Below are 20,650 nucleotides of genomic sequence, written 5' to 3' on the forward strand. Positions count from 1 at the left end.
AATTTTAATGCTGTTACTAACGTTACACTTTAAATAACTTATAAAATTAGTGAGTCACTTTGTGTATATATCCAAGTGACCTCAAAGTGCAGGATTCAGAGCTCTATCCTCTGTTTCGATTCAAGCCTCTCTACTTCAAACTCAGGAGCGCACTGGAATACGATACAATCACCACACTACTGTCACAAACTGTCACCCATCGAATCCATCCTCTCTTTATAATACATACGTAGAAAATGTCTCTAACATCGGCAGGTGAACTCATGCTAACGATTCGGGTCAATTAATCCTGCGTTAATGGCTGCCTGACATGATATCGGCAATCCGTATGATTTGGTTGTATGTACTGAGCGGGTTCTTACAAGTAATCTTCAACGTGGTGTTTTTTACTAACACTTAGCTAATCAAACCAATCGAATGGAACCATAAATACATCGTATTGTCATAACTGACTGTTATTACACAAGTTTAATATTGGCACTTAGTTTGCAAAAAGTCTCGAAAAACGTTGTGCCCGTAACTGAGTTGATTGAACACTCTGCCGTGCGTCAATCTTTGAACTGTTCATTCAAAACACAACGAAACCGGATCTCATTTTTACCCGTATTAGAGATGAACTTAAAGAAAAAAGGGAAAAAAATGTCTAAAAAATTATTACGTTGGTTGGCTCCAGTAGTAATTCTTGGTGGCGCTTATGGCGCTTTCAATGTAATCGCAGCAAACGGACCAGAAGCGGAGGAAAAGAAAGAGGTTGTCACCATTCCTCTGGTTCAGGCTGAAAACATATTCCCAAGTGACCACCAAGTCATCATTTCAAGCTTTGGCGAAATTTCTCCCGTAGAACAGACACGACTTTCCGCTCAAGTATCAGGGGAAGTAACAAGTTGGCACCCCAATTTTGTCGCTGGTGGGATAGTGAAACGCGGTGAGGTTTTATTTCAATTAGAACGAGATAACTACGAAGCAGCGGTCTTACAAGCAGAAGCATCACTCGCGAGTGCAAAAGCCTCACTCATAGAAGAGCAAGCCAAAGCAAAGGTTGCTGAAAAACAAGCAAGAAAGCTAAACAAAAAACAAGTGACAGACTTGTACCTAAGAAAACCTCAGGTGTTGAGTGCTCAAGCACAAGTAAAATCAGCACAAGCTGGTTTAAAGCGCGCCAGACGCGATTTAGAAAACTGTACTGTGATTGCACCGTATGACGCGCTCGTTGTTTCACGAAATATAGGTGTGGGTCAGTATGTTTCGGCAGGCTCTGAAGTCGCACAACTCAACAACATTGAAGCAGCGGAAGTCAGTATCCCTATTGCTGGGTTCGATAGTTCATTCCTTCCTGAAACTCTCAGAGGTATCAGAGCAACCGTTATTGAAAAAGGTGTTCGCTCCATAGAGCGTGAGGGCTTTATTTCTCGTGATCTCGGCATAGTCGACAGCAGCACGCGAATGGTTAACCTTGTGGTCCAAATTGAAGATCCATATGGCGTAAACTCGAACAGACCTATCTTAAAGTTCGGCTCCTACGTACAGGTGCGATTTGCTGGCAAAGAGCTCAAACACATTTATCGTCTTCCACAAGAACTTGTGAACAATCGAACTGTTTGGATCGTGAATGAAGAGAACCAACTAGAGCCAAGAACCGTTAACGTTTTACGTGAAGAAGGTGAGTTTTTCTTGATTGGTAGCGGCATTAAAGAGAAAGATCAGGTGGTTCTGACGTTACCTGAATACCCACAGAAAGGCATGAATGTCGAAATCGCCCAATCAGGGTCTGAATCCGCTAGTGTTGCGAAATAAGGACTGATTCATGGACATGGATACAAACAAACCGACTCAACCAACGGAAAAAGGGTTGATTGCTTATTTCGCTAATAACTCAGTCGCTGCCAATTTAATGATGATCTTCATTATCATCATGGGCGCTGTGAGCTATTTCTTCATTCAAAAGCAGATGTTCCCAAACAGCGAAGTTAACTACGTTAACATCAGTGCTTCCTATCCCGGTGCTTCCCCTCAGGAGATTGAAGAAAGCATTTTGATAAAAATTGAAGAATCGCTGAAAGATGTAACAGACATCAAAAAAGCGGTTTCTACGGCTTCACGTGGCAGTGCGCATCTGTCGCTGGAAATTGACGTCGATGCTGAACTCAGTGACGTGTTAGATAAAGTGAAGCAAAAAGTCGATTCCATTGCCTCCTTCCCTGCATCAATGGAACCCGTCAACGTATACCAAGTCGAATGGCAGCAAGATGTCATCGAAATCGCTCTGGTTGGTGACAAACCGCTAACAGAGCTAAAGCCTTTGGCGAAAGTTATTGAAGACGAACTGCTTCAACTCAGTAATGTTGCACTCGTCGATTTAAGCGCACCAGAGGATGAAATCGCCATCGAGGTTCACCCTGATACACTAAGAAAATACGACCTAACATTGAACGACATCACCAATGCCATTCAGCGTTATTCAGCGAATTACTCAGCAGGAGAAGTCAGCACCAATACAGGTATGATTTCTGTTCGAATTGAAAACCAATATTACCGCGGGGAAGAATTTCGCCACATTCCTGTAAAAATTGGCGCTAATGGCGCAAAAGTTCATCTTCAAGATATTGCCACGATTAAAGATGGGTTTGTCGAAGGTGAGCGCCACTTCAAATACACAGGGCAGAACGCAATTTACCTTTCCGTTCAAGCAACCAAAGATCAGAGTATAATTCCCGTCGCGGAGTCAGTAAAAGCGTACATAGAACATAAAAACAAGACGTTACCTGAAGGGATGAAAATCAAGACCTTAGTGGACATGACGTACTATTTAAATGCGCGCTTGGATATGATGCTTAAAAACCTACTCCAAGGTGCGGTGCTTGTTGCCATCATGCTCAGTATTTTCCTGCGTGTAAAACTGGCGTTTTGGGTAATGGTTGGTCTTCCTGTTTGTTTCTTAGGTGCCATGATGCTTATGCCCATTGTTGGCGTCAGCATTAATATTATTTCTTTGTTCGCCTTCATTATGGTGCTGGGTATTGTCGTCGATGATGCCATTGTTATGGGGGAAAGCGCCTACTCAGAAATTGAGAAACATGGGGGCGGCGTTAACAATGTTGTCCGAGGCGTAAAAAAAGTCGCAACACCTGCTACTTTTGGTGTTCTAACGACCATTGCAGTATTTGCTCCATTTATTATGTCGACAGGGCCGGAACGAGCGTTCTTTTTCGGAATTGCATCGGTCGTTATCCTTTGTCTTATCTTTAGCTTGATTGAGTCAAAGCTCATTCTGCCTGCTCACTTAGCGCATACCAAGTTTACGCCAATTAAAGAAGGCGGTTGGCGAGACCGATTTAACAAGCGCTTCTTTGGGTTTGTTAATGGTCCATACCGCAATTTTGTTACACTCTGCACACAGTGGCGCTGGACGGTTTTTGCTACCTTTATCGCTATATTAGCCGTCAGTTATGCAATGATTGCTTCGAATCACGTACGTGTCGTCCCCTCCCCTAAAGTGCCTCATGATTTCCCTGTTGTGAGAATAACAATGAACGACAGCGTGTCCGATGAACAAACCATTGAAGCATTGCGCATTATTGAAGATGTTATATGGGATGTTGAAAACAAAACCATTGAAACTCATGGACAGGGAATGATTAAAGATCTGCTGTCGATGAATCGTGGCCGTACCAAAGGAAGCATTGTTATTCCATTGGTTGATGAAGAGCTTCGCCCATTCAACACCTTCGAACTTTCCCGTCGCTGGCGAGATAGGCTACCTGTTATCCCTGGTCTTAAATCCATCTCAATCATCGATGATGTTACTGGTGGAAGTGGCGGTGATGAATTCGGTTACTTACTATTTGGCTCAGATATTGAAACGTTGAACAATGCGGGTCGCGAGTTGATCGCGAAACTGCAAGAGCAAAATGGTCTTTATGACATTTCATCTTCCATCGACACAGGCAGTAAAGAAGTCCTACTTTCTCTTGCTCCAGTTGCCTACGACTTAGGCTTAGATCTCTCCGATATTGCTAAGCAAGTTGGTGGCAGTTTTTATGGAGGGGAGGCGCAACGAATCATACGCGATGGTGAAGAAGTGAAAGTAATGGTTCGCTACCCTAAGCTTACGCGTGAGGCATTTTCTTCTTTACGATATGCGGTTATCACAACGCCATCCGGCAATAAAGTCATGTTGGGTGATGTGGTTGAAATTGACCAAAAACCGGGGATCAGCAGCATCCGTCGGGAAGAAGGTTATCGCACCGTCTATGTTTATGGTTCGATAGATGAAGAGGTGGTCGAGCCAAACGAAGTCGTCGAATTGGTTGACTCTACGTTGCTTCCAGAAATAACCGCGAAATACCCTGGTGTTAAAACTCAGCTGGGCGGTTCAATCGAAGAGCAGCAAGCGCAACAAAATGAACAAATGGCTTTCTTCATTGCGGGGATGATCATTGTTTATATTCTGCTTGCTGTACCTTTGAAGAGTTACGCACAACCGCTGATCATTATGTCGGTGATCCCGTTTAGTTTAACGGGTTCAATATGGGGACATTATTGGTTTGGTTTAGATATGAGCATGATGTCCATGTTTGGTTTAATCGCCGCTGCGGGTGTTGTGATTAATGATTCGCTAGTGATGACCGACTACGTGAACCAAGCCAGAGCAAAAGGTCTATCGGTGAAAGATGCGGTTATTGAAGCGGGTTGTGCTCGCTTTAGGGCGATATTACTGACCTCTATTACGACATTTGCTGGTGTTCTTCCTATTATGTTCGAAACCAGCCTTCAAGCGCGATTTGTTATCCCGATGGCGGTAGCGCTTGGCTTTGCCGTTTTGTTTGCTACTTTACTCACGTTGGTTTTGGTTCCATGTCTCTATCTCATACTGCAAGACATTGGAAACCTATTTATCCGCATGAAGGATTTCTTCTTAACCTTCGTTTCTAGATCGGAAAAAGAAGAAAGATCCATTAGCTAAAACGAATCAAAACGCAGCGCACCGACGCTGCGTTTTTTCTCTCGCAATACTTTTATGTCCCCGTCCTGCCTTTCAGCTTCTTTTCCCAGCTAGGTTTATCTGCGCTAGAATTTACGAGCGATCTAGAGATTATCGCCCTAGCTGTAAATACTTAACCTTGTATATCAAGCCAAAAATGCCTTAGGTATAAGACCCCGACGAAATAAGAATCCATCACTTCACATTCAAGTAAAACGCTCCTTTCAAAATTCCAATATTGCTGCTAGAAATTTATATAGGACGATGGTTTTTTAATCAAAACAAAGACTAATGCAACACAAAAACTCAGATTCACACGGAGAGTGTACATGGTAAGAAAGATGGTAATGGCTTTAGGGTTGGTACTTCAGTGCTGCGTCGTGTTTGCTTCTGATGTTATCGAATCAGATAGGCTTGTTGGCTTTGGGGAAGCAAAGTACCCCGTAGGATTTAAACACTTTGACTTCGTTAACCCTAACGCTCCCAAAGGCGGGAAAGTCACCTACGCACAAATTGGCACTTACGACAGTTTTAACCGCTATGCCTCAAGGGGGGATTCCGCGGCAGCAAGTGGCGAGCTCTACGACTCCTTATTTTACTCATCGACAGATGAACTGGACACCTCCTACGCTCTGATAGCAGAAAAAGTTCGCTATACCCAAGACTACGACTGGATGGAAGTCGATATTCGCCCTTCTGCAAAGTTTCATGACGGAAAACCTATTACTGCTCATGATGTGGAATTTACCTTTCAAAAGTTCATGACACAGGGCGTTGTTCAATACAGAACGTATTACAAAAACGTCAAATCCGTGAAAGCTATCAGCGACACTACTGCGCGAGTAGATCTGAATACAGGTAACAAAGAAATCCTGTTCTCACTGATTCGTAACATGTCTGTCCTACCTTCTCATTACTGGAAGGATAAAGACTTCTCAGAACCATTAGATACACCACCGATAGGCAGCGGTCCATACAAAATAACCAGTTATAAGTCAGGGCAAAGTGTCACTTATAGCCGCGTAGAAGATTATTGGGGAGAGTCGCTCCCTGTAAACATAGGCAGAAACAACTTTGATACGGTTGTTTACGACTATTATCGCGATGACACCGTCATGCTGGAAGCGTTTAAAGCCGGTGAATACGACTATCGAAGAGAGAACATATCTAAAAACTGGGCGACCGCTTACACCGGAACCAACTTCGACAAAGGCTACATTAAAAAAGAAGAAATTTCTCACTCCATTCCACAACCCATGCAAGGCTTTGTGTTTAACGTCCAACGCCCTGTTTTTCAAGATATTCGAGTTCGAGAAGCTCTAACGTATGCGATGGACTTTGAATGGATGAACAAGAACTTGTTCTACAATCAATACTCGCGAACAAGCAGCTATTTTCAAAATACCGATTATCAAGCGAAGTCACTTCCCGACGAACAAGAACTGAAAATTTTAGCCCCCTTTAAAGGCAAAGTACCCGACAGAATCTTTACTGACGTGTACGTACCTCCTTCTACCGATGGCAGCGGGCGAATTCGCGCACAAATGCGTACCGCTTTCAAATTGCTCAAATCCGCAGGTTGGGAGCTGAAGAACAAAGTCATGACGAATGTAGAAACGGGTGAAACCATGACGTTCGAACTTCTTATCTATAGCCCCAGTACCGAGCGACTTTCTATCCCTATTCAGAAAAACCTGAAACAAATGGGGATTGAAATGAAAATTCGTACTATTGACACCACGCAATATTTGAAACGTTACCGCGACAGAGATTACGACATGGTGTTCGCACAAATCTCTTCAGGAAATTATCCCAATCCTAATACCCAATTGGTATGGCACAGTAAGTTCCTAGAAAGCACCTATAACCGCCCAGGCTTGATTGATTCCACTATTGATAGCCTGACTGAAGCTATTGCAGACAATCAAGACAATCCTAATAAGCTCATTTATTTAGGGCGAGCACTCGATCGGGTTTTGCAATGGAACTTTCTTGCCATTCCGACTTGGCACATTGGTATTTTCCGCGTGGCTTCTTGGGACAAATTTGACCGACCTGCAACGCGACCTGCGTATGACTTAGGGCTGGATACTTGGTGGATCAATACCGATAAGGCTCAAAAGCTGCCAGAGAAACGTCGGTAACATTCTTGATGCCACCTCTCACAGGGTGGTGCTTCATTTATCTAACGATATTCAACTCTGGTTCAACGCAATTAGCGAGAACAAGAGAACGGCATAGAAAATAACAAACTTAAAAGGATTTATGACAGCCTATATATTTCGAAGGTTATTGCTGGTAATCCCAACATTGTGGGCCATCATTACGATCAATTTCTTTGTCATCCAGATTGCGCCTGGTGGTCCTGTTGAACAAGCTCTGGCTCAAATTGAGGGGCTGGAATCTGGCGTGATGGAGCGCTTTACTGGCGGCGGTCAAGAAATAGCCCAAAGTGCACCAGCGGATGACGCATCCGGAAATTATCGCGGTTCACGTGGGTTAGATCCTGAAGTGGTTGAAGAAATCCGAAAACAGTTTGGGTTCGATAAGCCATTGCACGAACGCTATTTCACTATGCTTTACAACTACGCCACATTCAACTTTGGTGAGAGCCTTTTCAAAGGCGGCAATGTCATCGACCTTATTGTAGAACGGCTTCCCGTCTCCATTTCCCTTGGGTTATGGAGCACCATTATCATTTACTTTATCTCCATTCCGTTGGGTATTCTAAAAGCCATTCATCATGGTTCGCGCTTTGATATTTGGAGTAGCGCCCTAGTTATTATCGGCTACGCCATCCCAGGATTTTTGTTTGCCATCATGCTCATCATTCTGTTCGCCAGTGGTAACTACTTCAGTTGGTTCCCACTCAGAGGTTTGGTTTCTTCGAATTTTGATCAACTGACGTGGTATCAACAAATCATTGATTATTTCTGGCATCTAGCGCTTCCGACACTTGCCATGGTAATTGGTGGATTCGCGACGCTCAGTATGCTCACCAAAAACTCGTTCTTAGACGAAATCAACAAACAATATGTGGTTACCGCTCGGGCAAAAGGGCTGGATGAGCAAAGCATTTTGTATAAACACGTTTTTCGTAATGCCATGCTGATCATAATCGCTGGCTTTCCTAGCGCCTTCATCAGCATCTTTTTTACAGGCTCAATGCTAATCGAAGTCATGTTTTCACTGGAAGGTGTTGGGCTGCTTGGCTTTGAATCAACCATTCAACGTGATTACCCTGTCGTATTCAGTACCTTGTACATCATGACGCTATTAGGGCTGATCTTAGCGATTATCTCCGACCTTACCTACTCTTGGGTCGATCCAAGAATCGATTTTGAAGGGAGGTAAACATGAGCCCACTATTCGAAATACGATGGCAGCGATTCAAGGCAAATAAACGAGGTTACGTGTCTCTATGGCTATTTAGTTTGCTGTTTTTCGTGAGTTTATTTGCCGAACTTATCGCCAATGACAAACCGCTGTTCATCAGTTTTGATAATCAATGGTACTACCCCGTCGCCATTCAGTACGCAGAAACCGACTTTGGTGGTGAGTTTGAAGCAGAAGCTGACTATACCGACCCTTATGTGACCGATCTCATCGAAGAAAAGGGTTACATCATTTGGCCACTGATACGCTTTCACTATGACACGATCAATTTTGACCTAACGCAGCCTGCACCTTCGCCACCAGACGACGTGAATTGGCTAGGCACTGATGATAAAGGCAGAGATGTGCTCTCCAGAATTATCTATGGCTTTCGGATCTCTGTTTTGTTCGGATTCGCTTTAACCATCGTCTCCAGCGTCATAGGAGTAGTGATTGGGGCATCTCAAGGTTATTACGGTGGAAAGTTAGACTTATTTGGTCAGCGATTCATTGAAGTTTGGTCTAATATGCCGACGCTCTTTCTGCTCATTATCTTATCAAGCTTTGTAGAACCCAATTTCTGGTGGCTACTCGGCATAATGGTGTTATTCAGTTGGATGGGTTTGGTCGGAGTGGTACGAGCTGAATTCCTTCGTGGTCGAAATTTTGATTACGTTAAAGCGGCACACGCGCTTGGAGTCAGTGACCGCAGAATCATTCTTCGACATATGTTGCCTAACGCCATGGTTGCCACGCTTACCATGATGCCATTCATTCTATCAGGCTCTGTTACCACCCTTACCTCGCTGGATTTCTTGGGCTTTGGATTACCCGTTGGCTCCCCTTCCCTTGGTGAATTACTGGCGCAAGGAAAAGCAAACCTTCAAGCGCCTTGGCTAGGTTTTTCAGCGTTTGTCATATTGTCTATTATGTTGAGCTTACTCGTGTTTGTTGGGGAAGCTGTACGTGATGCATTCGATCCACATCAACAGAGGTAAACATGTCTGAGAGCGTATTGAAGATTCGTAATCTATCCGTTGGGTTCGGACGCAAAAATGATGTGGATGTCATCACGCACGGAGTGAACCTCTCTATTCAAGCAGGCGAAACGCTCGCTTTGGTCGGCGAAAGTGGTTCGGGGAAGTCGGTCACTGCTAACGCCATTTTGAGATTGCTACCAAAAGGAAGCACGCAATACCTATCTGGCAGTATCTTATTTGACGACAAAGATCTCCTTACCTGCAGCGAAAGGCATCTTCGCGGTATACGTGGCGGAAGAATTGGAATGATTTTTCAGGAACCCATGGTATCGCTCAACCCTCTTCACAAAGTCGGACGCCAATTGGTCGAGACGGTAGAAATTCATAGAGGGCTTAGAACAAATCAAGCGCGAGAACTCGCACTTAAATGGCTAAACAAAGTCGGCATACGTAACCCAGAAATTAAGATAGATGCCTATCCTCACGAGCTATCTGGCGGGGAACGTCAGCGTGTAATGATTGCATTAGCACTCATCAATGAACCCGAATTGCTAATAGCAGACGAGCCGACTACGGCACTGGATGTATCTGTTCAAGCCCAAATACTGGAATTGCTCAAATCTTTGCAAGACGAGCTAGGAATGGCAATGCTGTTCATCACTCACGATTTAAGTATCGTAAGGCAAATCGCCGATAACGTTGCTGTGATGCAACATGGCAACCTTGTAGAGGTGGGCGCAACCAAGGAGATATTTGTTCATCCTGAACATGTCTATACCCAGCAGCTCATCGAGTCCGATCCCAAAGGCTCTCCAGTAAGTGCTGACGTAAACGCCGAGGTGTTAGTCCACGCTGAAAATTTAAGAGTTTGGTTTCCTATTACAGGAGGAATTCTCAAACGCGTCGTATCTCATATCAAAGCTGTCACAGACGTCAATTTCAGTTTGCGAAAAGGGCAAACGGTAGGACTAGTCGGTGAAAGCGGTTCGGGAAAGTCCACCACAGGTATGGCGATTCTTAGACTCTTAAACAGCGAAGGGATAATTCAATATGATGGTGAATCAATAGAAAGCTTCGGGCGAAAACAAATGCTTCCGCTGCGAAAAAAAATGCAGGTGGTATTTCAAGACCCATTTTCCGCACTCAACCCGAGAATGTCCGTCGCTCAAATCATTGGTGAAGGGCTGAAAGTTCATCAAGACCTATCTGAATCAGAGATGGATAAGCAAATCTGTGAAACGATGGAAGAAGTAGGATTAGATTCAGCAACTCGTCACCGTTACCCAAACGAGTTTTCTGGTGGGCAAAGGCAGCGTATCGCCATTGCGAGGGCAATCATTCTTAAACCTAAGTTTATTCTATTGGATGAACCGACTTCATCGCTAGACAGAACCGTTCAAGCTCAAGTACTCGACCTCTTAAAATCACTTCAGCAAAAGTACGAACTGACTTATCTTTTTATCAGCCACGACTTAAATGTTGTCAAATCACTTTGCCACTACACTTTGGTGCTTAAGGATGGTCAAGTGGTAGAGCAAGGTGTAACAGAAGACTTGTTCCATTCACCCCAGCAAGACTACACTCGCCAATTGGTAAGCTTGTCTGATTTATAGCGGTAAGGTAGCAGTCATTCTACAGGTCATACTGATACCCACGGCTTTCAAACCAGTCCCCTAGAAAATTAAGCAAGGTTCTTACTTTGGTGTTAATTTGAATATCTTGATGCACAACCAAGTGACAGGGTAACTCGGAGATGGGAAGCGCTTCCAATACTTGAACCAGTTCACTGGATGTTTTCGCCAACCCTTTATGCGTCGCGACAATTCCCGCCCCTTGATTCAACAACGCCCAGTGCTGTAATAAACTGTCCGTGCGATAGCAAAAATCGTTAAGTTTTAATTCCACGCCATGCTGGCGAGCTTCATCAATAAAGCTTGTCATTCTATCGAAACCAACCAAACGATGCTTTGCAAGATCGACTATACCCATTGGCAAACCATGCCGTTCAATGTAGGCGCTATGTGCATAGAAACCAAGTGGAATGGATGGGAGCCTTCTAGAAACCAAATCTTGTTGTCGATGGTTAAACATTCTCACCGCAATATCTGCGTCTCTTTTTGACAAGTTTGTCGCTTCATTGGATATCACGACTTCAAACTCTATCTCTGGATGTGATTCATGAAAGGCTACCAGCGCTTTAGGGAGTAGAAAGTGCCCAAAAAGCTCATTCACGCTGATACGAATCGCGCCCTTGAGTACACCACTATTTCCTTGCGCTGAGCGTAAAAACTGATCGGCAGATTCAGACATACGCTTCGCCGATGCCAAAAGAGCAACACCATTCTCGGTTAATTCGAGTCCTTGAGTAGAACGTTCAAATAACGCGTAACCGAGTTCCTTTTCAAGACGCTGTATCTGACGAGTGAGCGTAGGCTGCGATAAAGACAAAGCTTCTGCAGCTTTTGATAGGCTCCCCTGCTCTGCAACGACCAAAAAATGGCGAACCCATTGCCAGTTGATATTCATTTATGAATAGCACCTATAAGTTTCTTTCGATTCAAAATTCAAATAACTATAGCAATAATCGCATCATTGATCAGAACTTCAATAAGGGAAACGGTATGGCTACGTCAAATATCAGCAAAAATTTGGCTCAAGTGAAAAGGAAAAGTGATGAGAAAAGTGCACTTATTTTAGGAATTACCGGCGGATTTGGTCGCTATGTGGCGCTAGCGCTTAAAGAAAAAGGCTGGAAAGTTACAGGCGTGACTCGCTCTTTGTCTAAGCTGGATCCTGAACTAAAACAATTCGACATTTTAGAGGGCGATGCGACAAACGAACGCTACCTTTCAGAAATAGCCAAGAACCATCAGGTACTGGTATATGGCTTGAATCCGGAATACCACCTTTGGAAAACTTACGCACAAGCCTGGCTTAAAACCACTCTCAACGTTGCCAAGTCTAATGACATGGAAGTCATCTTTCCTGCAAACGTGTACAACTATAATCCCACTCAATATTCAGAGGTCTCCGAGCAATCTCCAAACGATCCAATATCGCAGAAAGGTAAGATCAGGGTAGACATGGAGAATCAAATCCGCGTCTTTTGTCAATCAGGTGGCTCTGCGCTTATCATTCGAGCAGGAGACTTTATTGGTCAGTACGCTCCCAGTGCGTGGTTCAATTTTCTGGTTAACATGAAACCCAATAAAACCGTACTGCAATTACCTAGTGATAAGAAAATTAAGCACACATGGGCTTACTTACCTGATTTAAGCGTAGTGGTGAGTGATTTGCTTGAGCATCGCCTATCCGGAGAGGAAACGTACCACTATGCAGGGTTGAATGTCAGCTTTGAAGACATTGAAAACAGCCTTTTGAGAATACGCGGATTACCCGTGTCGACGAAGTCTTTCCCTTGGTGGTCTTTGGCTATTATTGGTCTGTTTTCACCTAAAATGAAGGCGGTAAGGGAAATGAGGTACTTATGGCAACACCCTCTGAAACTGACTGACGAAAAGCTTCAACTCATGTTGAATAAAGACGTTAAGTGCAGCTCTCTTGACGAAGTGATCGAAGAGATGACGAAGAATTACTAAACTGTTGAAAAGAGGTTCAAATTAAAAGCAAAAAGGCAAACCTATTTGGTTTGCCTGTTTGATTCATTCTTAGCTTTTATGGAGTCGAAAAAGCCTGGGAATTTTTTGCGGATTCTAATTTGCTCTGCTGCCATATGCTTTAGGCTAGGACCTTCGTTCAGTTTAATCACGAGCTCGGTCCCGTCTAAACGCAAAACTTCTCCAATGACGTCAAAAGACTCGCCGCCACTCAATATCAAGGTTCCCTTTATTTCCATCCTCTTTTTCACATCAACTTCGGATGAAAATAGTAACCGCAGCCCCTTTTCAGATATCTCGGTTACTGGGAACTGTTTATTCCAAGCTTTGATTCTTGGTCGTTCCGACTTCGGATACCTTAAGCGGTAATATTGTCTGGATTGTTTAGAAATACTGTGTCCCATCTATGCTTTTTCTGTATTTTAAATACTTACAGTAAGTAGCTTAACAGATTCCTAAATCGAGTTCTTCTTTATCACTCAGCTCATTATTTCTGAGCGACACCCATCAATACTGGCAACGATCCTTTGTCAGAATCTACGTGGAAAGGTGTATCAATAGTAACGCTACTGAACTTCGCTTTCGTCAACGCTTTCTTAGCTTGACTCTGCGTTAAGCCATAGCTTTCACTGTCGCTATCCACTAACCAGTCCCAATGAATAAACAAACCACCGTCATTGAGCAACGAATGAATTATCTTTGCCGATTCTTCGAAGTCATCCAAAAACCCACATACAGAAGAAGCCACAACGATATCAAACTGACCACGGAACGCTGGGTGATAAGCCACTAAACCACGAGTAAGCTCATCAACAACAGGTTCTACGTTCAACAATTCTTTCGCATCCAATTGCTCGATCATCTTCTCAGACGAATCCAAAGCGACGATTTCTTTAGCCAAAGGTGAAAGCTTTTGAGTGAGCAACCCTGTGCCACAACCAAAATCCAGTACTTTCAATCCTTCTAGGCTTACTCTTTCTTCGAGCTGTTCGAATGCTTTTTGCGCATAATTCGCAGTTGCCGCATCTTGCTCCCAGTTCTCTGCGTATTCATCCCATTCGTTGGACATGGTATTTTCCCCAAAATGTTTACAAGCTTATACCCAAAAATCCTGTTTAAAGACGACACTGCCAATGTTTTTAGCAAGATACTTGGGTATAAGGGACGTATAGACTAAACCAAAGCTAGCCTAGATACACACTCACCGATACAAAAGTTCACCAAATCGGGCGTTAAGTCTAATTTGTATCAACAAGCAGTTGAGATTATTTTTCTACTTCGTTTCGAATTCGGTTAAAAAGAAGACTCAATTGCAATATTTTAACCGAAATGTCATCTAAATTAGCGCCAACCAATTTCGTTTTAGAAAACTTTGGGGGGAGGATTTGAGAATAATGAAGCTTGTTGACTTTCATAAGGATGCATATGACAACAGATGGAACGATAAGAAATCACAAAATTTTCAGAACAAATAACGGTAACCCAAATATCAAATAGCGAACTTTATTGGAATCAGCACGTGATACCCAAGCTACATCACTTTTCTCAAACTTTAAGTTGTATAAAATACCCGCAATTGTGCATTGTTTAAATCCTTAATTGATTGTCGGAGTTACCTAACTTTTTCTTTCCTTTCCTGATTTCGACCAATTGTTTCTCGATTTAAACACCTGTGACAAAAACGACATAAAATAACCATAAGATGTGCTTTATCAGACCAATCCAACGCCTTGGGTCTAGGGTTGGTTGCAAACAAGCCATCTTTGAGTCTCAAGGAGTCGAGTAAGTGATGAGTGTTTTTTTACGCCTGTTGATTGTTTTTTTTGCTTTATTTTCTTTTCCAAGTTTTGCCGCCGAATCTTCCACCAGCTATACCTCTTCTGGTGTAGGCTATGCTGCGTTGATTATTTTTGGGTTTGCTTATTGCCTTGTCATGGCAGAAGAGTACCTGCAGCTTCGTAAGTCTAAGCCCGTACTTTTAGCAGCAGGTTTAATATGGATTATTATTGGGTTTGCGTTTCAAGCAGACGGTCAGATAGAAACCGCTAAGCATGCCCTCGAACATAACTTGCTGGAATACGCGCAATTGCTGCTTTTCTTACTTGTTGCGATGACCTACATCAGCGCGATGGAAGAACGAAGACTGTTTGATGCGCTGCAAGCATGGATGGTGAACAAAGGGTTCAATCTGCGAACGCTTTTCTGGATCACCGGCATACTCTCTTTCTTTATCTCCCCTATTGCAGATAACTTAACCACCGCGCTTCTAATGTGTGCTGTTGTCATGAAAGTTGGCGGGAACAATACACGCTTTATCAATCTCGCTTGTATTAACATCGTTGTTGCCGCAAATGCGGGGGGCGCATTCAGCCCATTTGGCGACATCACAACCTTAATGGTTTGGCAGGCTGGGCTCGTTTCTTTCAGCCAATTCCTAACCTTGTTTATTCCTTCGGTCGCGAACTACGTTGTTCCTGCGGTTATTATGGCTTTCTTTATTCCGAAAGAGCAGCCAGACGCCATTAAAGAAGTGGTGGAACTTAAACGCGGAGCAAGACGCATTGTTGTGTTGTTTTTGCTTACCATTGCTACGGCTGTCGCATTCCACGGCTTCCTACACTTCCCTCCCGTCATTGGGATGATGATGGGTTTAGCCTATTTGCAATTCTTTGGATTTTTCCTTCGAAAAACATTGCCGATGTCCTTGGCGAAAAAACGCGCCAAAGCTCAAGCCTCACACGATGAAGAAGCGCTGCGCCGGTTAGGTTCTGTTGTGCCGTTTGACGTGTTCCGACGTGTATCGCATGCCGAGTGGGACACACTTCTATTCTTCTACGGTGTTGTTATGTGTGTAGGTGGTTTAAGCCTAATCGGTTACCTTGGCATGGTCTCTGAAATTATGTACACACAATGGGATCCGGTATGGGCAAACATTATGGTAGGAATACTTTCTGCCATCGTAGATAACATTCCTGTTATGTTCGCCGTACTTACCATGCAACCGGAAATGACACTCGGCAACTGGCTGCTTGTTACGTTAACTGCGGGTGTCGGCGGAAGCTTGCTTTCTATTGGTAGTGCTGCTGGCGTGGCACTAATGGGTGCTGCACACGGAAAATACACCTTCTTTGGACACCTAAAATGGGCGCCTGTCATCAGTTTGGGCTACATGGTGAGTATTGTTCTGCATCTTATGATCAACGGCTCGCTGTTCTAGTCTGGCTAAGTGTTCTAGTTAAGAACTTTGGTTCAGCGATTTAGAACAGCTGAATGGTCGAGTATAACGGCACGTATTGGATAGGTGGCAACCTGTTTGCCACCTTTCAATTAAAGAATCATGTAAACGATTTACATTATTTTTTTGGCTCTATTTTAATGAATTACATTTTCAGCAATGAAAAGTGATGTTAAAGAATGTCTTTTGTTTCCATCATTAGTTACATTACCCACTCTCTTTCTATTCGGGCTCAGTAAATGGCAACTATCAAAGACGTCGCGAAAGCAGCTGGTGTATCTGTCGCCACGGTATCACGTGTGATCAATCGCTCACCGAAGGCGAGTACCAAAGCTATTGAATCGGTAAATATTGCCATGGCTCAGTTGGGATATCGACCAAACGCAAATGCCCGCGCTTTGGTTAGCCAATCCACCAATACCATGGGCGTACTAGTAAGTGATGTATCCGATCCTTTCTTTGGCACACTCATTAAAGCAGTAGATGATGTTGCTCATACACAAGGAAAACATTTGCTCATTGGCAATGGTTACCATAATGCTGATGAAGAAAGGGAAGCCATCGAATTGCTGGTAAACAGCCGCTGCGAAAGCCTTGTGATTCACTCGAAAGGCCTAACCGACAAAGAATTATTAAGCTACACCAAAGAAGTTCGTGGGATGGTTCTGATCAACCGACAAATCCCTGAAATATCGCACCGTTGCATTGCCTTAGACAATTACAAAGGTGCTTATCTCGCTACTGAGTATTTGATTCGACACGGGCATATTAACATTGCTTGTATTTCATCTTCTCATCACATTGAAGATGTCGATGCTCGAATTGCGGGCTATCTTGCCGCTTTAAACGATCACAACATCAAACTTTCTGATAAATACATTGTGCATTGCAACCCCGATAGTGAAGGCGGTGAAGAGGCGATGACGCACCTGCTCACTCAGTCCTTACCCATTACAGCCGTATTTGCGTATAACGATTATATGGCGGCAGGCGCTATGTCTATTTTGGATGAAAATGGACTCGATGTACCCGAAAATGTATCGGTGATCGGGTTTGATGACGGCCCCATTGCTCGTTACTTAACACCGAAGTTAACCACTATTCGCTACCCTATCCAGATGATGGCAGAACAAGCCGCACGATTGTCGCTTGATTTGGCTAACGGAGAAACCGTACATACCGAACCTGTCATGTTATCCCCCACTCTAGTGAGAAGAAACTCTGTTGATAAAGTTCGCAGTTGATAACCGACACAGTTAATAAATTGCGTAGTTAACAAAGATCTTAGTTAACAAAGCTCTTAGTTGATCAGTTCGCTGGCACTCGAAATCAACGCGTTTCATTGTCGTCTAAGGCATTGAGCTAACAGAAAAACGTCTGCTCCATTTACGCTTTTACGCTTGTATCCTGTTCATATTCACATTTCTATCTATAAAATGGTACTCATCGCCTCACTTATTTGATTAAATCTTAATCACCACATACGCTTAAAAGTGATGTTTTTTCCAGATTGAGAGTAAGGTTAATCTAAATAGGGAGATTGTATGACCAAGCAATCAAAGAGCTCAAATGTAGAAGTTGAGCCTAAGAAAAATGATTCCGAGCAATTAGCGCAAATTCAACACCTTCTATTTGGTGAACGAGCCGAATACATTGAAACCGCTATTGAGGATCTTTCTGAGCGAACAAATCAAACCTTTATACAGATAGAGAAAAAATTGGATGCCATTAATCTGCAAATATCCAAGCTGGCAGACTCTTTAGAAGGGCTCGCTCAAACAAGCCAACAAAGCAACAGCAGCCTCGAGATGCACTTTACTCAGGAAGTGGGAGAACTATCTCAACAGCTTCATGATAAACACGAAGAAGCCCTCAATAAAATTGACAGTGTTTCGGAAGACCTGAAAAACAACAAAGCGGATAGAAAAACATTAGCGACACTGCTTTCTACCATGGCCGAAGATCTCGATGGGAATTAAATGATCAATCGGGACAATTCGAAAATTGAGGAACTTCGTTCCTTAGTGCTTGGAGAGCAATACGAAAACGCTCTTAATGATTACATCGATAAAAATGACGAAACCGGTCGCGTGGCGGACGTCATCGTAGAAGCTATTAAGCAAAGAAATCAAAAAGATAACAAGGTCACTGAAGAACTTTCTCCCATCATCGACAGCGCTATCGAAGTTTCCATTAACAACAACACGCAACGCTTCGCGGATATTCTTTACCCAGTCATCGGTGCCGCTGTGCGGAAATCGGTCAGCGCCACTTTCAACCAACTGGTTAACTCTCTCAATCAAGTTTTAACCCAAAACTTCAGTTTAAAATCCATCAAATGGCGCTATCAAGCATGGCGACAAGGCATCAGTTACGCCCAATTCCTCTTAATGAAAACGTCTGTCTTTCAGGTTGAACAGGTGCTTTTGATCCACAGGGAAACGGGGCTTCTACTGAATTCAGTCGCAAATGAAGGAACGGAAACCAGCGATCCAGAACTTGTTTCCAGTATGCTCACGGCCATTACTGATTTTGTATCCGACTCCTTTAGTAGCGACAGTAATGACACATTAGAAGGTGTTAGGCTTGGCGACTTACTGCTCAAGATTGAGGTCGCTCCTCATGTCATATTGGCAGCTGCCGTTAGAGGGATCCCAAATCAGCTGGTCGACACCACTATTTCCACCACTGTCGAAAAAATCGAGCAAGATTTCTCCGACACGCTAGTGCACTTCAGTGGCGACAATGAAGAGTTTGCCTCTTCGGCTCCTCTGTTAGAAAGCTGCTTACTTAAAAACACACTCGAAGATAACGCAAAAGAGCGCTTTCCATGGCGGCTATTTGCAGTGTTGCTGGTTTTCATTGTGGTCGGGTTATACAAACTATTTGTTCATATTAACGTCAGCAACGAACATGACATCACTCGTCAAGTCTTTGAGTATGAACCTAATTATTTGATTGTCGAATCCATTATTCAGGACGAAAACATCGCCCTTTCTGTACTTCGTAAACCAGGTTCACGAGCGCCGAGTGACATCTTAGAAAATATTAACTACCTTCACACAACCCAAGCGGTTGACGACAAAGTCGTTGATTTCAGTGAATCGGGTGAGTTACCTCAATACAATCTCACCATTATAGATGTGGTGAGGCATAACCTCATTTCCTCTTTAAGTGAGGGAGAATCTGCTCGTATTTGGCTATCTGATCGCACCGTTAATGTTTCTGGTGAATTAAAGCCAAATACATTGGAACAACTCAAACGCTACATAACAAAAATAGACGACAGCCTTACGCTGTCTGTCCAAGGTGTAACCCTACTTCCTTCAGAGCCTACAGCATCAGAGCAAATGGAAAGAGGATTTCTTCAACAGCAACTCACAAGTTTGATTGGTGATGGCGAAACCATCGCTTTAGATTTTGAGCAGGATAAGGTTTCGCTATCAGGTGAAGTTTACCCAGAGACACTAGACAAAATTCGTCGCTATTTAAGCCGCAAGGAGTTAAGCCTTGGTGTAGAAATGTCGGCTCTAACGACGCTTACAAAGTCACCCGATTTCCAAAAACAATATGACCAACTCTCTCTATTACTGAATCAAGTTCGGTTCCAATACGAGCTCAACGTGGTTACCCCAAAAAATGACAAATCAGAGATGGTAAGGTTTGTGAGCCAAGCAAAATCACTTATACAGCTCGGGGAAACACTTAATCCACCACTTACGCCTATATTTATAGTGACGGGGTATTCCGACGATATTGGTTCCAAAGAAAGAAACATTCAGCTAAGCAAACAAAGGGCGTCCAATGTTAAACAAATCATGGTGGATAATGGCATCAATGAAAACCACATTATTACCCTAAATATCAGCAATATAGAGTCAACGGAAAGTATCTCATCTGCATTAAGAAGAGTCACTATAGATGTGATAAACAAGGATTTGTGAGCATAAGAGGCCACACATGAAAGCAAAGAAGATCTGCATGATTGGCGCGTTTGCCGTAGGGAAAACCAGTTTAGTTCGGCGTTTTGTCGAAAGTATTTTCACTGAAAAGTATCACACGACAATTGGTGTGAAAATTTCGAAGAAATTTATCGATTCAACGCCAGAACCTGTACAACTGCTGGTTTGGGATATCGAAGGAAAAGACGTGTATACCAACATCAATGTTTCCTATTTGAGAGGAGCATCTGGCGCGATGTTGGTTGTCGATGGAACCCGCCCAGACAGTCTGGAAGTGGCCAACGAGCTAAGAACACTGATCAGTGACAACTGCAATGATATTCCGGTTGTATTGATGCTGAACAAATGCGATTTGGAAGACGATTGGGTTATCGGACCAGACAAAATAGCCACACTAGAACAAAAAGTCTCTACCTTGTTTAAATCCAGCGCAAAAGATGGAAAAAACGTTGATGAAGCGTTCCAAAGATTAGCCGAATTGATGCTGGAACGTGATTAAG

Annotated in this window: 15 protein-coding genes; 12 read left to right on the forward strand and 3 right to left on the reverse strand. The window is 43.4% G+C overall.

Features of this window, described 5'->3' with window-relative positions; all coding sequences use genetic code 11:
- Window positions 1–639 precede the first annotated feature (639 nt).
- The 6 genes from LDO37_RS24905 (at window position 640) to LDO37_RS24930 (ending at window position 10,949) form a co-directional block, all read left to right on the forward strand.
- On the forward strand, window positions 640–1,794 hold the full coding sequence (locus LDO37_RS24905; RefSeq protein WP_126608636.1) for an efflux RND transporter periplasmic adaptor subunit: 1,155 nt from the start codon (window positions 640–642) through the stop codon (window positions 1,792–1,794).
- Between the two features lie 16 nt (window positions 1,795–1,810).
- Entirely contained in the window at window positions 1,811–4,963 is a 3,153-nt protein-coding gene (locus LDO37_RS24910) for an efflux RND transporter permease subunit (protein ID WP_185829864.1), read from the forward strand.
- Between the two features lie 347 nt (window positions 4,964–5,310).
- Entirely contained in the window at window positions 5,311–7,125 is a 1,815-nt protein-coding gene (locus tag LDO37_RS24915; RefSeq protein ID WP_126608634.1) for an extracellular solute-binding protein, read from the forward strand.
- 121 nt (window positions 7,126–7,246) lie between these two features.
- Entirely contained in the window at window positions 7,247–8,335 is a 1,089-nt protein-coding gene (locus LDO37_RS24920) for a microcin C ABC transporter permease YejB (protein ID WP_126608633.1), read from the forward strand.
- Window positions 8,336–8,337: 2 nt separating this feature from the next.
- On the forward strand, window positions 8,338–9,354 hold the full coding sequence (locus LDO37_RS24925) for an ABC transporter permease (protein ID WP_126608632.1): 1,017 nt from the start codon (window positions 8,338–8,340) through the stop codon (window positions 9,352–9,354).
- Window positions 9,355–9,356: 2 nt separating this feature from the next.
- Window positions 9,357–10,949, forward strand: coding sequence for an ABC transporter ATP-binding protein (locus LDO37_RS24930; RefSeq protein ID WP_126608631.1), 1,593 nt, complete (start codon window positions 9,357–9,359; stop codon window positions 10,947–10,949).
- A 19-nt stretch (window positions 10,950–10,968) separates the two neighbouring features.
- On the opposite strand, the gene LDO37_RS24935 is transcribed toward LDO37_RS24930, so the two are convergent.
- Window positions 10,969–11,862, reverse strand: a complete 894-nt coding sequence (locus LDO37_RS24935; RefSeq protein ID WP_126608630.1) for a LysR family transcriptional regulator — start codon at window positions 11,860–11,862, stop codon at window positions 10,969–10,971.
- Between the two features lie 95 nt (window positions 11,863–11,957).
- On the opposite strand from LDO37_RS24935, the gene LDO37_RS24940 reads away from it, so the two are divergent.
- Window positions 11,958–12,935: an NAD-dependent epimerase/dehydratase family protein gene (locus LDO37_RS24940; RefSeq protein ID WP_185829863.1), complete on the forward strand. Its 978-nt coding sequence runs from the start codon at window positions 11,958–11,960 to the stop codon at window positions 12,933–12,935.
- A 41-nt stretch (window positions 12,936–12,976) separates the two neighbouring features.
- Here the strand turns inward: LDO37_RS24940 and LDO37_RS24945 are convergent, their stop codons facing one another.
- Both LDO37_RS24945 and LDO37_RS24950 read right to left on the reverse strand, forming a co-directional pair.
- Window positions 12,977–13,357, reverse strand: a complete 381-nt coding sequence (locus LDO37_RS24945) for a PilZ domain-containing protein (protein WP_126608628.1) — start codon at window positions 13,355–13,357, stop codon at window positions 12,977–12,979.
- Window positions 13,358–13,440: 83 nt separating this feature from the next.
- Window positions 13,441–14,022, reverse strand: coding sequence for a class I SAM-dependent DNA methyltransferase (locus LDO37_RS24950; RefSeq protein WP_126608627.1), 582 nt, complete (start codon window positions 14,020–14,022; stop codon window positions 13,441–13,443).
- A gap of 720 nt (window positions 14,023–14,742) precedes the next feature.
- Between LDO37_RS24950 and nhaD the strand changes: the two genes are divergently transcribed.
- From nhaD to LDO37_RS24975, 5 genes are all read left to right on the forward strand, one after another.
- Window positions 14,743–16,170 carry a sodium:proton antiporter NhaD gene (nhaD, locus tag LDO37_RS24955; protein WP_101110974.1) on the forward strand — a complete coding sequence of 476 codons (1,428 nt, stop codon included), beginning with the start codon at window positions 14,743–14,745 and terminating at the stop codon, window positions 16,168–16,170.
- A gap of 257 nt (window positions 16,171–16,427) precedes the next feature.
- On the forward strand, window positions 16,428–17,432 hold the full coding sequence (locus tag LDO37_RS24960) for a substrate-binding domain-containing protein (protein ID WP_126608626.1): 1,005 nt from the start codon (window positions 16,428–16,430) through the stop codon (window positions 17,430–17,432).
- Between the two features lie 300 nt (window positions 17,433–17,732).
- Window positions 17,733–18,167, forward strand: coding sequence for a hypothetical protein (locus tag LDO37_RS24965; protein WP_126608625.1), 435 nt, complete (start codon window positions 17,733–17,735; stop codon window positions 18,165–18,167).
- A complete protein-coding gene (locus LDO37_RS24970) occupies window positions 18,168–20,132 on the forward strand; it encodes an OmpA family protein (RefSeq protein ID WP_126608624.1) in 1,965 nt (654 codons plus the stop codon).
- Window positions 20,133–20,148: 16 nt separating this feature from the next.
- Window positions 20,149–20,649: a Rab family GTPase gene (locus LDO37_RS24975; protein ID WP_126608623.1), complete on the forward strand. Its 501-nt coding sequence runs from the start codon at window positions 20,149–20,151 to the stop codon at window positions 20,647–20,649.
- Window position 20,650: the final 1 nt, after the last annotated feature.

Origin of the sequence: Vibrio penaeicida (assembly GCF_019977755.1) — a bacterium.
In the GTDB taxonomy this organism is placed as follows: domain Bacteria; phylum Pseudomonadota; class Gammaproteobacteria; order Enterobacterales; family Vibrionaceae; genus Vibrio; species Vibrio penaeicida.